The 13931-nt window shown below is 60.6% G+C and carries 11 protein-coding genes; 5 read left to right on the top strand and 6 right to left on the bottom strand.

Annotation, left to right across the window (positions count from 1 at the left end):
* The first annotated feature begins 469 nt into the window (after positions 1-469).
* From KDW95_RS07370 to KDW95_RS07360, 3 genes are read left to right on the top strand one after another with little or no spacing between them, the layout of a single operon-like run.
* Positions 470-2434, top strand: coding sequence for an FAD-dependent oxidoreductase (locus KDW95_RS07370; protein ID WP_255855640.1), 1965 nt, complete (start codon positions 470-472; stop codon positions 2432-2434).
* A gap of 11 nt (positions 2435-2445) precedes the next feature.
* A complete protein-coding gene (locus KDW95_RS07365; protein ID WP_255855639.1) occupies positions 2446-3417 on the top strand; it encodes a heme-binding protein in 972 nt (323 codons plus the stop codon).
* Positions 3418-3426: 9 nt separating this feature from the next.
* Positions 3427-5223 (top strand): alpha-keto acid decarboxylase family protein, encoded by a 1797-nt coding sequence (locus KDW95_RS07360; protein WP_255855638.1) that lies wholly within the window; start codon positions 3427-3429, stop codon positions 5221-5223.
* A 153-nt stretch (positions 5224-5376) separates the two neighbouring features.
* Here the strand turns inward: KDW95_RS07360 and KDW95_RS07355 are convergent, their stop codons facing one another.
* The 3 genes from KDW95_RS07355 to KDW95_RS07345 form a co-directional block, all read right to left on the bottom strand.
* Positions 5377-6591 carry a winged helix-turn-helix domain-containing protein gene (locus KDW95_RS07355; RefSeq protein ID WP_255855637.1) on the bottom strand — a complete coding sequence of 405 codons (1215 nt, stop codon included), beginning with the start codon at positions 6589-6591 and terminating at the stop codon, positions 5377-5379.
* Positions 6592-6776: 185 nt separating this feature from the next.
* On the bottom strand, positions 6777-7853 hold the full coding sequence (locus KDW95_RS07350) for a sensor domain-containing diguanylate cyclase (RefSeq protein ID WP_255855636.1): 1077 nt from the start codon (positions 7851-7853) through the stop codon (positions 6777-6779).
* Positions 7854-8352: 499 nt separating this feature from the next.
* Positions 8353-8688: a putative quinol monooxygenase gene (locus tag KDW95_RS07345; protein WP_255855635.1), complete on the bottom strand. Its 336-nt coding sequence runs from the start codon at positions 8686-8688 to the stop codon at positions 8353-8355.
* A gap of 262 nt (positions 8689-8950) precedes the next feature.
* Between KDW95_RS07345 and KDW95_RS07340 the strand changes: the two genes are divergently transcribed.
* Positions 8951-9430 (top strand): group I truncated hemoglobin, encoded by a 480-nt coding sequence (locus KDW95_RS07340; RefSeq protein WP_255855634.1) that lies wholly within the window; start codon positions 8951-8953, stop codon positions 9428-9430.
* 170 nt (positions 9431-9600) lie between these two features.
* Entirely contained in the window at positions 9601-9918 is a 318-nt protein-coding gene (locus KDW95_RS07335; RefSeq protein WP_255855633.1) for a hypothetical protein, read from the top strand.
* Positions 9919-10560: 642 nt separating this feature from the next.
* Here the strand turns inward: KDW95_RS07335 and KDW95_RS07330 are convergent.
* The 3 genes from KDW95_RS07330 to KDW95_RS07320 all read right to left on the bottom strand — a co-directional run bounded on the left by KDW95_RS07330 (position 10561) and on the right by KDW95_RS07320 (position 13734).
* Positions 10561-11421 (bottom strand): prephenate dehydratase, encoded by an 861-nt coding sequence (locus KDW95_RS07330; RefSeq protein WP_255855632.1) that lies wholly within the window; start codon positions 11419-11421, stop codon positions 10561-10563.
* Positions 11422-11531: 110 nt separating this feature from the next.
* Positions 11532-12086, bottom strand: a complete 555-nt coding sequence (locus KDW95_RS07325; protein WP_255855631.1) for a C40 family peptidase — start codon at positions 12084-12086, stop codon at positions 11532-11534.
* 139 nt (positions 12087-12225) lie between these two features.
* The gene (locus tag KDW95_RS07320) at positions 12226-13734 is read right to left on the bottom strand and encodes a DEAD/DEAH box helicase (RefSeq protein ID WP_255855630.1); all 1509 of its coding nucleotides are present in this window, start codon (positions 13732-13734) and stop codon (positions 12226-12228) included.
* Between the last annotated feature and the right edge of the window lie 197 nt (positions 13735-13931).

The following is a 13931-nucleotide window of genomic DNA, read 5'->3' as shown; positions in this document are numbered from 1 at the left end:
CTCGAAAGTAGCTATTACCCTGCACAAGCATTGCGCCATTACTGAAATCGCGGTCGTATTCAGCAGGGATCTGAAATTTCCGATAACGCGGTTTTTCCTGATTTTTCCGGGGCCGGCTGCTCTTTGTACACCTATAACCTTTTAATATAAACAATTGTTTGAATTCTGCAGGTATCGCTTCTATACAGGTATGTCAGGCACAGGGAGAGGCCGTCTTATCGTTCCGTACACTGCCGGTTTCCTCAGCCTGAAAAATACAGTGTCGATTCATCGTGCGTATCATGCCGGTGTCTTCGAGGCTGTATTTTATTTGATTTTCGGCAAGCCACCGTAACAAGGCAGTTATGCCGCAAGGGTGCAGCCTTTCGCTGTCATTCTCTGGGGGTACGCCGGAAGTACGGGGGCTTTTTTCGATCTCCTGGTGCCTTTTTGAGCTGCTTATCCAATAACAATATCGGGAGTCTCCTTGATGGCCCATTTCACCTTGCACGACCTCCTTCACCGCAATCCGATGCCCACCCAGACCGATACGCTGGTGGTCGGCGCTGGCATGGCCGGTCTTTACAGTACCTGGCGGATTTTGCAGGACAACCCCGGCGCCGACGTCTTTATTATCGACAAGTCCAACCGCACCGGGGGCCGGCTCGATTCCGACCTGGTGAATATCAACGGTGTCCAGGTCAAGGAGGAAGAGGGCGGGATGCGCTTCACGTTCGACGAGATGGACAACCTGATGAGCCTGTTCATGCTGCTGAATATCGACGATCAGGTGGTCCCGTTCCCGATGAACAGCGGCGGCAACAACCGGTTGCTGTTTCGTGGCCACAGCTTCAACAATGCCATCGCCGCCGAGGATGACAGCGCTATCTGGTCGGCGCTGTACAACCTGGCGCCGGCCGAGCAGGGCATGAGCCCGGGGGCCATCATCAACACGGTGTTCAACCGCATCCTGGAAGCCAATCCGGATTTCAGCGAAAGGCCGGAGCAGCGAGGGCCGGAATTCTGGCAGCGGTTTCGTCTGGACTGCCAGTGGAACGGCATCAAGATGAAGGACTGGACCCTGTGGAACCTGTTCAGCGATATGGGTTACTCCAGCGAGTGCATCACCATGCTCTACCGCGCGGCGGGCTTCAACGGTACCTTCCTGTCCCAGATGAACGCCGGTGTCGCCTACCAGCTGCTGGAAGAGTTTCCGGCTGATCCGCAGTTCCGTACCCTGGAGAACGGTTTCAGCACCCTGCCCAATGCGCTGGTGGAGCGGATCGGCAAGGAGCGTATCTATCTGAAGACCCAGCTGCTGAGCATCGCCAGGGCGGAAGGTGGGCAGGGCTATCGGCTGAAATACCAGACGATCGATGCACAGAATCAGGTCCGCTACGGCGAAATGACGGCCAACAGGGTGGTGCTGGGCCTGCCGCGCCTGGCGCTGGAAAAGCTCTTTATCGGCTCCAACCTGCTCAACGAGCTGCCGGCCGAAGAGTCCGAAAAACTCTGGGACAGCCTGCAGACGGCCACCAACCAGCCGCTGCTCAAAATCAACCTCTACTATGACAAGGCCTGGTGGGGCAACAAGACCAGCGGCCAGCCCGAGGTGGCGTTTGGTCCCAACTTCTCCGACTCGCCGCTGGGCTCGGTCTATCCCTTCTACGCCATCGATCCTGCGAGCTTCGCGGCGCTGGAATACAGCGACTGGCTGAAAAGCCAGGGCAATACGCCAGCACCCGAGGTGGAGGACAAGCTCCAGAATATCAACCAGTCCCGCTACCACAAGCCCGCCGCGCTGACCATTTACTGCGACTACCTCAATATCAACTACTGGCAGACGCTGCAGAACAATGGCGCGCTGTTCGATTCACCGCTGCAGCGGCAATTCAGCGAGTGCAACCCCCAAACCCTGTATGCGGCCTCGCAGTCCATCGTCGAACGGGCGACTTATTATTTCAAGGAGCTGTTCAACACCCACTATGTGCCGACGCCGATCCTCACCAGTGCCCGAATCTGGAATGGCAGCACCCGTTTCAACGTCGACGCGAGCCAGGAATTCGGCTACGGCGTGCATCAGTGGGCCGTGGCGGCCGACGACCGGGAAGTCATGCAGTACCTGTGCGAGCCCATCGAAAACATCTATACCTGCGGCGAAGCCTTCTCCGATTACCAGGGCTGGGTCGAGGGGGCGTTGCGTTCGGCCAACCTGGTGCTGGAAAAGGCCTTCGGCCTGGCTCCCATCAGTGAGGTGTACCAAGAACAAACCGGCCAGTCGCCGTCCAGTGCCATCAAGCAGGCGTACCGCAAGCGGGCGGCGCTGCTGATCAGGGAGTACATCGACCCAGGCTTTGATCTTGGCGCTTCCCTGGCTTCTGAGCCCCGGGGCGTGGCGGCCGATGCCGAGTGCCGGGTGGGCAGCGTCAATCTCAGCTACTTCGATCAGCAATAGGACGGCGAGCCATGAAAAAATTCGATACCAATGGCTTTCAGCGCCTGGGGGGTGCCTCCAGCAAACGCCTGCGACATGACCTGGGCCAGGCGCTGCTGGAACAGGCGCCCTGCGACAGCCTGACACCCGCCCAGAGCACCACGCAGTTATTCAACGATCTGGAGGGCAGCTGGTTCGGCAACAGGGGGTGGAACATCATCGCGCTGCCATCCCGGGGCTCGACGCCGGCGAGCCCGGGGGACTTCAAGCTGCTGGTGCTGCCCTATGCTGAAACCCTGGATGTACGCAATGCCGGCGCGCCGGCGCGCAACCGTGGTGGCAGCGTCGATCAGTTCGTCGCGGCGTTGGAGTATCAGCAGCGGGTGTCCAACAAGGACACGGGGGAAGCGCTGCACGTTGAAAACGGCATGTTCATGAACCTGTCCGAGATCATCGACAACGACAACCAGACGCAACCGCTGCCCGAGTTCAATGTTGCGCGCAGCGGTACCATCCCCCACGGCGATGCCATCATGCTGCTCAGCAAGCCGCCGATAACTGACAAGGGGGCACCGCAGATTCCGAATATTTCCAGCCTGCCGCCGGACATCGGCCAGGGTGCACCGCTGGGCTACCTCGACCCCTACCTGGTACCGCGCGAGGGCATCAATGTCAGCAATCCGAACGCGACTCTGCGCCAGGATCTGGAAATGCAGGCCGCGGCGGGCTTCGAGATTCTGGAGACCCGGACCCTGCTGCTGGACTCCGCCCAGGCCGGTGGCATTAACAATATCCCCTTCGTCGTCCGCCATGCCAACGCTACCCGGATGCAGGCCGTGTTCTGGCTGGAGAAGGTGCGCAATACCCAAACCGGGCAGGAATTCGACCAGCTGCAGTACACCCAGATCATCGACCTCGTCTTCCACCTCAAGTTCGGTCAGACCGACCCGAAGTCGCTGATCACCTGGCCCCACATCACCATCAACACCATGGTCAAGCAATAGGAGCCGGGCATGGATACGGATATTACGGTCGCCCGGTACCTCAAGCTCCGGCTTGAGCAGCTGGGTCTCAAGCAGATGTTCGGGGTCGCGGGCAACTACACCGCACCCCTGCTCGATACCATTCTGGCGGACGACAACTCGCCGATACGCATTGGCGGCAATGCCAACGAGTTCTGTGCCGGTTACGCCGCCGACGCCTACGGCCGGTTGACGGGGTTCGCCGCCGCCTACGTGACTTACAGCGTCGGCGCCTTCAGCATGCTCAACTGTATCGCTGGCTCCTACGTCGAACAGGTACCGGTGCTGCTGATCAATGGCGCGCCAACCAACAAGGAGGACAGTTTCGAAAAGAACACCGGGCTGCTCTATTCCCACACCACGGGCTACGAGTTCGTCGATATCAACATGTTCCGTCCCATCACCGCGGCGGCGGAGCGCATCACCAATGCCAGGCAGGCGACGTACCAGATTGACTCGGTACTGACTGCCATGCTGACGGCGCACCGGCCCGGCTATCTCGAAATCTGCGAGGATGTCTGGCGCGCACCCTGCCGCGGGCCTGTCGGTCGCCTTGAATCGGGGCGCGGCGATATCGTGACGGTGAGCGAGGTTGATGCCGCCGTCGCGGCCACCCTGAGCAAACTGGTCAGTGCTCGCAAGGCCATCGTCTGGGCGGGTATCGAGCTGCAGCGTTACGGGCTGCAGGACCGCTTCGGCCGGCTGATGGAGGTGCTGAACCGCACCCTGGCCACGGCCCAGCAGCCGATCCATTTCGTCACCAGTGCCTGGAGCAAGTCGGTGCTGTCGGAACAGCATCCGTATTTCGAGGGCTGCCATACCCTGAGCACGCAGGAGATCGACAGCCTGATCGGCCCGGACGGCGTGCTGCTCGGTATCGGCGCCAACACCATCGGCAAGGATACCGGCAGTCAGAACATCCGCAGCGACCGCACGCTGCTGGCCTGCCAGGACAGCCTGTTCGCCGGCGCGGGCTTCTACCCGGCGGTGGAGCTGGGCGCCTATATCGACCGTCTGATCGAGGCCCTGGAGCAGCACGGGGCCAGCCGTCACCTCAAGGGCCTGCGCGTCAATCAGGTGCTGCCATTCAAGCTGATGGCCGGTGCGATGGACAGCACGCCTCCGCTGACGTACGACAATTTCTTCGACGCACTGGGGGCCTGGCTTAGCGGGGATGACGTGCTGGTGGTCGACGCCGGCTTCCCGCTGATTGGCGCGCAAAGTGTACCGATCAAGGCTCAAAGCGGCTTTGTCGCCCAGGCGGCCTGGCTGTCCATCGGCTACTCGGTGGCCGCCGCCACCGGGGTGAAATGCGCCTGCCCGGACAAGCGCGCCGTCGTGGTCGTGGGTGACGGCGCCTTTCACGAAACCTGCCAGGCGGTGTCGGATCACCATGCCTACGGTCAGAACACCGTGGTGTTCGTCCTCGCCAACGGCATCTACGGCATCGAGCAGAAACTGGTCAACCCGAACCCGTTCCGCAGTGACAGCGGCAAGCAGGACTACCCGGACCCGCTGCAGAATGCGGTCTATCCGTACAACGAACTGCCGGCCTGGAATTTCAGCAAGCTGCCGGAGGTGTTCGGCGGCAAGGGCCACAAGGTCAGCAACCTTGACGAGCTGGCCTCGGTAATGGCGCAGATCCGCGACAACCCGACGCAGAACTATGTCGTCGAGATCGTGCTCGACAAGACCGACGTGCCGGCTGCCATCGCCGCCAGTATCGATACGGACGTGGGGGAGGATGAAACCGATAATCCGAACTGGCCGCCGGGCGGGATTTTTTAATACCGGTTGGGGGGGCTGCCTGGCGCTTTCCGGCGTGGACGTGGTCCGGGCTTTCGATCGAATGGCGTCCGGGCTATTTGATGAACCCGCAGGGCTGCAATCCCGCGGCCCTGTGGATGCGCATCCTCCCGCAAAGCGGCTTCTAGCCTGGCGTCACGCCAGCGGTTCTAGCGCGCTGTGCAGACGCCCGGTGAGATGATTGGGTTCAACCCTGGCCAAAGACACCGAGTCACATTGTTGAAAACGGCAGAACGCTGCAATCGCGTCTGCAAAGGCCGCAATGATAGCGTCTTCATCAAAACGGTGTTGCTCGAAATGCAGCGACTTGATCTCCAGCTGGCCGGTTTTTCGATGGGCCTTGGCATCCATGCGGCCAATAAATGCATCGCGGTACAGCAGTGGCAGGGAAAAATAGCCGTACTGGCGTTTGGGGGCGGGTACGTAGCATTCTATCTGGTAGTCGAATTGAAACAGGGCTTTGAGGCGTTCGCGCTGAATCACGCAGTTGTCGAAGGGCGAAAGAATCTGCATGCGGCTGTGAACGCGGGGCAGGGGGCGCTCAAGTGCACCGGCTTCCAGGATAAATACGGCGCCACTGCCAAGTTGCACCTGCTCCAGGGTCTGCTCTGCCAACCTGGCGTTTACCAGGTTTTTCACCGCATTGCGCAGCTCAGTGTTGCGGCGCAGGTAGGTCAGCCCCTTGAGTGACGCAAAGCCATGGCAGCGCAACTGCTGGTCGAGAATGTGCGCCGCAAATTCTTCCACGCTTGGCATGCGTGAATTTACCCCGGATGGCAGTACCCGCTCGGTCAGGTCATAGGTTTTCTGGAAGCCTTCGCGGCTGCTGACCATAAGGTCGCCTTGCATGTACAGCTGTTCGAGTGCTTTCTTGGCCGGTTTCCAGTCCCACCAGGCTGCGCGCCTGGTGCTGCCCGTTTCCAGGTCCCGGGCGCGCAGAGGGCCTTCTGAACCTATGCGTGCCAACAGCTCTCCCATGAGTTTCCTGTCAGGGTTTTTATACCAGTGGACTTGGCCGCACCTGATGGCGTGCTTGTAGGGCAAGGAGAAGCGAAAGTCGGCGATGGGCAGAAAAGCGGCCGCGTGTGCCCAGTACTCGAAAATGTCCCCATCGAGTAGCATTTGCTGGGTCATGGCTGGCCTGAACCTGGGCACTCTGGCGTGCAAGACATGATGATGCGCGCGCTCCACCACTGATATGGTATCGATCTGTACATAGCCCAGGTGGTTAATCGCCTGGTGTGCCCCTGCCATCCCGGCCCCAAAGGGCTGGGCCTGCAGCAAGCCTTGCGCCGCCAGGGCAAGGCGGCGCAAGCGCGCCAGGTCGTGTGAGCGGTGGGTTCTGATCATATTCATACTTGCCTGGCATTATTCCAATACAGCGCACGGGTGTGCAATGGCGCTGTGCGAGGCAGTTCGCAGGAATCGACAGTCTTGAGTGCCGAATATGACGATGCAGTGCGTTTTCAGCCGCTGATGCCAGCAGGGGCCAGGCAGCACGGGAGCGTGGATGTCGTGTCGGTTCAGGGCTGGGATCAGGGCGCCGCTGTGTCTTCCTGCTTTTCGCGGGGTGGTGTCGATGCACTGCTGGCTTGTACTTCCACCCGGTTGCGGCCCAGGGCCTTGGCGCGGTAGAGGGCATCATCGGCGCGCCGCAGCAAGTCTTCGAAGCTGTCATTGCGGGCAAACAGGCTGACACCGAAGCTGGCCGTGATGCACAGCCCGGGTTTGACTTCGTGCTGCTGAATCAGACCGCGCAGCTTTTCGCAGGCCTGTAGGGCGCCATCAAGCGCCATGCTGGGAAAAATCAGGGTGAACTCTTCGCCGCCCCAGCGGGCAAAACAGTCCAGGCTGCGGATATTCGGGCGTACCAGGTCGGCGATACTGCGCAGAACCCGGTCGCCGGCGCTGTGACCATGGGTGTCGTTGATGTTCTTGAACAGATCCAGGTCGAACAGCGCCAGAGAGAGCGGGTGGCTATAGCGTCGGGCGCGACGGATTTCCTGCAGGATTTTCTCTTCGAAGCGTTTGCGGTTGGCGATTTCGGTGAGCTGGTCCGTGTTGGATATGTATTCGACTTCGCGAATCTTGTCTTCCAGCTCCTGGTTTTTGGCTTCCAGCTCCCGCGCTTTTTGCTGTAGCGTGTGTTCCAGCGTAACGCTGTCGTCGCGCAGGTGCCTGTTCTGTTCGATCAGTTCATCCTGGGTGCTTGTCCGGGCGTGGATGTTCTCGTGGGCACCGATAATTCTGGAGGCGCTGCCATCGGGATGGCGGCTGATGATCCGGGCACGATCCCGTATCCAGAGGTAGTGACCGTCGGCTTTTTTGCAACGGTAGTCGATACAGTAGTCTTGGCGCTTGCCAGCGATGAAACTCTCGATGTAATCGATCACACGGGCATAGTCGTCCGGGTGAATGATGTTTTCCCAGGTAAAGACATCCTCTTTGAGTCCGCCGACCTCGTAGCCGAGCATGCGGTACCAGCCGGGGTTTCGCTCGACCCGGCCGGTGTCCGCGTGCCAGTCCCAGGTGCCTTCAACGATGATGTCCAGCAGATAGTTCAGGGTAGCGTCGGCATCGCTCAGGGAACTGTGCTGGTAGGTTCTGTGCATTAGCGGCGGGCCTGGGGAGCAGGCTGCTGGAAAACTATCTGCGTTGCTTTCGCGGCGTTAAAAATCGTCTCAAGCTGGTCATTTATCGGCCATAAACGCCCTCCTTTCGACGATTTTTGCCTTGCGCTAGCTGCCTCGCCAACGCTTTTCAACAACCTGCTGGAAGACGGATACAGCACGAATGGCGCCGTATGCCCAGGCTGTTGGTCCGGCTGCATCGGAGAATCAGGCGGGCAGTCGCTGGATATCATGGTGTTCCTTCCCCGAGCAAGTCTGGCGGGATGCAGGGTGTTGAGTACCGGCCTGACACCTGCAACCGAGCGCTTCTTGTTGTATGGCGAGGCCGGGTTGGAGCCTTCTTGATCGTCAAACAGTCACGCTAATCCTAGCAGTAGTTTCGCAGGCTGGCCCGCCAGGTTGCTCGCTCGGCGGGAGTGGATCAATTGCAGGGCCGGGTTGAGCGGGTCCTGTCGGGCCTGGCGGCTGACAATGCGCGTCCTCAGGTCGGCTCATCGGCGGCGTCGGAATAGACGCAAACATTCCAGGACTCGGCCAGGCCGTCGGGTGACTCACAGTAGCGGCTGAAAAAGTCCGCTATTTCCCGGCGCTGGCAGTGCTGCTCGAAGCTGTGCATATCCTGCCAGATTTCGTGAAACACGATGGGGTAGCTCTCGCCGGTGGCGAAATCACTGCTGATCTGGCGGGTGACGCGGTACTGGATGCAGCCGTCTTCACGCAATGTATTGGGTTCGAGGGACTGTAGTTTGGCAAAGAGTTCGGCGTCCCTGCCTGGGCGAGGCTTGAACTGGGCGGTGCAGTAAATGCGCGATGACATCGGTGGGCTCCTGATGGTGAGAAAGACAAGAAAGAAGGAGTATAGGTGCCCGAGCCCTGTCTTTCAGCAGTCACGGGCCCCTGTCACCGGAAAATGCCCTGACCGGTGGGAGGCCTTCGCAAATGTTGCCGCCTCTGGTTGCCGGTATCGCCCCGTTTTTCCATTACACTGAATCTGTACATGACCGCTGTGTCGTGAAGGGCACGGCCTGTGCTGGCAGCAGGCGCGTGGCAGGTATTTTCATAACCAGGCGGAGGTTTGTATGTTCAATACCGCACTGAAACATCTGAATCTGCTGTATTTAGCGCTAGTCCTACTGGCAGGGTCCCCCGGGGTCCTGGCCCAGGGCGAGGCTGAATCGAGATCGCTGTTCGAGCGGCTGGGAGGGCTGATGTCCATCTCGGTGGTGGTGAATGAGTTTTTTGATGCCGTGGTCTCGGATGACCAGATCAAGGCGAACCCGGCGGTAGACGCCAGTCGCAAGGTGGTACCCGCCCCCTATCTGAAATATCAGGTGACGGCGATGGTGTGCGAGGTGACCGGTGGACCCTGTAGCTACCATGGGCGAGACATGAAGGCGGCCCATGCACACCTCAATATCACCGAGGCGGAATGGGATCGAATGATCGTGCTGTTCAAGGAGGTACTGGCCCGGCATGAAGTCCCCGAGGCGGAAACCGCAGAACTGCTCGATATCATGGCCTCGACCAAGGCGGATATCGTGATGCCCGCAACGCCCTGAGCGACATTGCGGCGTGCTCCAGGGCTTTTGAGCAGGGTTACAGGGTGTCCGGCATGGCGACAGATTGCGGGGCTGGCCGACAGGGCCAATCTGCGCCAGACTTTGCAGACCGTCGGCATCGGTAGCCTGGCGGCCGGCAACGCAGCGGTGAGCGAATGAAGGATCATGCCATGGACGCAGAGCTAGCAAAGGACGCGGTTACGCTGAGCGCAGAGTACATCGCAGGGCTCGCGGTTCTGGCCACCGTGGGCCTGGTGGTGATGTGGGGCCTGTTCTGGCGTGCGGTGGCCAACTCCCGGGAAAATATCATGGATATCCTGCGTAGTCCGTCGTTTTTCAAGACGGTCACGGTGATGGGAGTCATCGCGGCCACGGTGGTGCTGAGCCTGGCTGGACGGCTGGAAGGGAATATCACCGGGGCCATTCTCAGCGGTATCGCGGGTTACGTGCTGGGGCAGTTGTCGAACAAGAGTGATGCGGACAAGTAGCGCTTGAACAGGTGGCAGGTGGGGCTCTGCTCTGGCAGGAAGCCGTTGGCGCCGAAGGTTTCTCGGCACCTCTGCATGCAAAAAGCCCGGACCAGGCCAAGCTGATCCGGGCTTTTTGTTGAGCGCTGGGCCGTGTTGAGGTTACACGTTCAGCGGGCTATTCGACCAGCCTGCCTCTGCGGTAGTGCAAGCCCTCGCTATTCGACCAGGGTGTCTTTGCGGTAGCGGAACGGGTGCGCCGGCGCTGAGAGGTTGCCCATGCCATGCGCAGCTGTGCAAGCCCTCGTTATTCGACCAGGGTGTCCCTGCGGTAGTGGAACGGGTGCGCCGGCGCTGAGAGGTTGCCCATGCCGTGCGCTGTTGTGCAAGCCCTCGCTATTCGACCGGGGTGTCCTTGCGGTAGCGCACCGGGTGGGCCGGCGCTGAGAGGTTGCCCATGCCATGCGCTGCTGTGCAAGCCCTCGCTATTCGACCAGGGTGTCCTTGCGGTAGCGCAACGGGTGGGCCGACGCTGAGAGGTTGCCCATGCCGTGCGCTGCTGTGCAAGCCCTCGCTATTCGACCAGGGTGTCCCTGCGGTAGCGCAACGGGTGGGCCGACGCTGAGAGGTTGCCCATGCCGTGCGCTGCTGTGCAAGCCCTCGTTATTCGACCAGGGTGTCCCTGCGGTAGCGGAACGGGTGCGCTGGGTAAGTGCCCATGATGCGCACGTCCTTGGCGAAAAAATCCAGCTCCTGCAGTGCGTACTGCATGGAGCGCTGATCCGGGTGGCCTTCCACGTCCAGGTGAAAGCTGGTGGCCTGCATGGTATCAGACGCCATGTAGCTTTCGAGCTTGATGGCATTGACGCCGTTGGTGGCAAAGCCGCCGAGTGCCTTGTACAACGCTGCCGGCATGTTGCGCACGGCGAACATGATGGACGTCATGAAGGTGACCGCAGGGTCAAACACCGGCATCCGGCTGGTTTTGGACAGGATCAGAAAGCGGGTCGTATTGCCGGTCTTGTCCTGGAAGTTGTCCCGCAGGATGTGCAGCCCGTAAAGCTCGGCGGCCAGGCTCGAGGCAATGGCGGCCTGGTGTTTGCTGGGGGCTGCGGCCAGTTCTGCCGCGGCACCGGCCGTATCGAGACTGGCCACCGGTACTATGCCCAGGGACTTGAGGTGGGTGTCGCACTGGGCCAGCGCCTGGGGATGGGAGGCCGCCTCGGTGATGTCCTCGATGCGACTGCCGGGAATGCCCAGCAGGCAGTGATTTACCGGTTCAAAATGTTCACCGATGATGTGCAGCTCGGTTTTGGGCATCAGGCGGTAGATTTCCTCTACCCGGCCTGCGGTGGAATTTTCCAGCGGGATCATGGCGAGCTCTGCTTCGCCGCGTTCTACCATGAACATCGCGTCGCTAAAGGTCTCGCAGGCAAAGGCTTCCATTTCCGGATGGACACGGACGCAGGAAAGGTGCGAATAGGCACCCTTGAAACCCTGAAATGCGATGATCTTGTTGCTCACGATTACCGACCTTGGAATGAGATTGCTGGAATAGGGCGGCCATTATTGCATAGCCGTGCAGGGCTGGAAAATATTCTGCCCCCGGGGCGCTGATGTGCTCAGGAATGTGTTCAGGAATCGTTGCTCACTGGCCGGTCGATGCGGCGGGCAGTCCAGTAGTGGCGTTTCCAGTAGGGGTTTGTCAGGTCCGAAATCATCACGCCGCGGCTGGTGGATGCGTGCAGGAAGCGGCCGTTCTCGATATAGATGCCCGCATGGCGGCCATAGCTCCCGGTTCTGAAAAACACCAGGTCCCCGGGGCGCAGTTCCTCGGCGGAAACGACGTCGCCCACGCTGAGCAGGCCTTCCGTAGTGCGGGGCAGTTCCTGGTTGAAATGCCGGCGAAAGCCCTGCTGAATCAGGGCCGAACAGTCGATGCCATTGCGGCTGGTGCCGCCATAGCGGTAGGGCGTGCCGCGCCACTGGCGGTGCAGTTCATACAGCTGACTGATGGTCTGCTGCTCCGGGTCGGGTGCGACCTGTTCGGTGGTATTCGTCGGGGTGCCGAGGTTGGAGCTGGCGCAGCCCTGCAGCAGGGCGATACACAAAGCGGCAAGCAGCACTCGGCTGCGGCTACGAGTGATGGGGGGCTGGCGTCGGGCGCCGCTGTAAACGGGTGAAATCATGGCCGCGTGGGTGCTCCCTGCAAATCTGACGGCGTCTGTTGGGTCTTGTCGCCAACACAAACGCACAGATTAAAGCCAGCCAGGCGTTTAATCCATTGCCTTGTGCGTTTGTGTCACTTTGGTTTCGGTCATCGCAGGACTAGTCGCGCTTTTTGCTGTCCCGAGAGCCGCCGGAGGCGCGTGTGCCATTGCTGCGCGCGTTGCCAGGCTTGGCGCCGCGACTGTCGCTGCCGGTGTGGCGGCGAGGCGCGTTAGCGGTTTTGCTGCGGCTGTCATTGCGGCTGTTGGCACCAGTGCCGCCGGATTGCGCCCTGTCAGTCGACGGGGTGCGCGGCTTGCCGGATGCACTGCTGCGCTGATCGCCCGTTTCGTCCGGTTGGCGCGGCGTGGCCGGGCGTGGCCCCTTGAGCTTCTTGCGTGACTTGCCGGGCTTGATATCGGCTTTTTTCTTCGCTTTGGCCTTGGCCTTGCTTTTCTTGGCCTGCTTGTCGGCCCGGGGTTCGGGCTTGCTGGGCTCAAGGCCTTCAATCTTGCGGCGTTTGAGCGGCTGTTGCAGGTAGCGCTCGATACGGCCAACCCGGGGCCAGTCCAGCGAATCGACGATGGACACCGCGATGCCCTGGGAACCGTCACGCCCGGCTCGCCCGGCGCGGTGGATATAGGAGTCGGCCTTGAGGGGCAGGTTCAGGTTGATGACATGGGTGATGTTGGCCAGGTCGAGACCGCGCGAGGCGACGTCGGTGGCCACCAGTACCTTGAGGCGGCCGCGGCGCAACTGCTTCATGTGCAAGGTGCGTTCGCCCTGGTCCATTTCACCGTGCAGGCCGTCGCACATGATGCCCATGGCGCGCACGATGGCAACCCACTGTTCGACCTGCTTGCGTGAATTGACGAAGACCAGTGCCTGATCGATGGTTTCATCGCTGATCAGGGACTTGAACAGTGCCAGCTTGTGTTCGTCGTTGTCGGCCCGCAGTATGCTGTGTTCGATATTGCCGGCCATGGCGCGGGCATTGCTGACCGCAACCTGGCTGGCGTCGGGCTTGAGCAGCTTGCCGGCCAGCAGCTGGATGGGGGCGGACTCCAGGGTGGCGGAGAACATCAGTGTCTGGTGCACCGTTGGCACCAGGCTGGCAATCTCGTTCAGCGGCTCCTGGAAGCCCAGATCCAGCATGCGGTCGGCTTCGTCGATAATCAGCAGGTTAACGTCACTCAGGTCAACCCAGTCTTTCTCGTCCAGTTCCAGCAGGCGGCCGGGGGTTGCGATCAGCAGATCCATGCCCGCTTCCATGATCTGCTTCTGGTTGCCGTAGGGCACGCCGCCAACAATCAGGCCGCAGTCGATTGAAAGCTCGGCGGCGAAGGATTCCACCACCCGCAGAATCTGGCTCGCCAGCTCCCGGGTCGGGCTCAGGATCAGCACGCGGGGCGACAGGCCCGTGCGCGGCGGCTGATCCAGCAGGTGCTGCAACGCGGGCAGCAGGAACGCCAGCGTCTTGCCGCTGCCGGTAGGCGCTGTTGCCAGAATATCCTGACCATCAAGGGTCAGCGGAATGGATTGCTGCTGGATCGGCGTCGGGCTGGAAAAGCCCGATTCGATCAGGTGCTGTTGCAGTTCGAGATCTAAATCGAGGTCAAGAAAGGACATCGTTCGGGGGTTCGCCAGCTAAACTGTTTGAATGGCTGCATAGAATACCGTAAAAGCGCCGCGACAGGCGTGTATTAATTTTGCAGTCTTCGCAAGGTTGTTCAGGGGGCTTGCCTTGGGTGCGGCCTGTAGCCGCACGCCCGGTGCGGGTACCGATCTGGTGACGGGGTATTAAAACCGTCGTGGCCGCGGGGAGG

Origin of the sequence: Marinobacterium rhizophilum (assembly GCF_024397915.1) — a bacterium.
GTDB lineage: Bacteria > Pseudomonadota > Gammaproteobacteria > Pseudomonadales > Balneatricaceae > Marinobacterium_A > Marinobacterium_A rhizophilum_A.
Note: the sequence above shows the minus strand (reverse complement) of the source record. Positions and strands in the feature narration are given on the sequence as shown.

Excerpts from the sequence above, each read along its gene's own strand:
- KDW95_RS07350 (WP_255855636.1), bottom strand. The coding sequence starts at position 7,853 with ATGCACAGAACCTACCAGCACAGTTCCCTGAGCGATGCCGACGCTACC.
- KDW95_RS07340 (WP_255855634.1), top strand. The coding sequence starts at position 8,951 with ATGTTCAATACCGCACTGAAACATCTGAATCTGCTGTATTTAGCGCTA.
- KDW95_RS07365 (WP_255855639.1), top strand. The coding sequence starts at position 2,446 with ATGAAAAAATTCGATACCAATGGCTTTCAGCGCCTGGGGGGTGCCTCC.
- KDW95_RS07325 (WP_255855631.1), bottom strand. The coding sequence starts at position 12,086 with ATGATTTCACCCGTTTACAGCGGCGCCCGACGCCAGCCCCCCATCACT.
- KDW95_RS07320 (WP_255855630.1), bottom strand. The coding sequence starts at position 13,734 with ATGTCCTTTCTTGACCTCGATTTAGATCTCGAACTGCAACAGCACCTG.
- KDW95_RS07360 (WP_255855638.1), top strand. The coding sequence starts at position 3,427 with ATGGATACGGATATTACGGTCGCCCGGTACCTCAAGCTCCGGCTTGAG.
- KDW95_RS07370 (WP_255855640.1), top strand. The coding sequence starts at position 470 with ATGGCCCATTTCACCTTGCACGACCTCCTTCACCGCAATCCGATGCCC.
- KDW95_RS07335 (WP_255855633.1), top strand. The coding sequence starts at position 9,601 with ATGGACGCAGAGCTAGCAAAGGACGCGGTTACGCTGAGCGCAGAGTAC.
- KDW95_RS07355 (WP_255855637.1), bottom strand. The coding sequence starts at position 6,591 with ATGATCAGAACCCACCGCTCACACGACCTGGCGCGCTTGCGCCGCCTT.
- KDW95_RS07345 (WP_255855635.1), bottom strand. The coding sequence starts at position 8,688 with ATGTCATCGCGCATTTACTGCACCGCCCAGTTCAAGCCTCGCCCAGGC.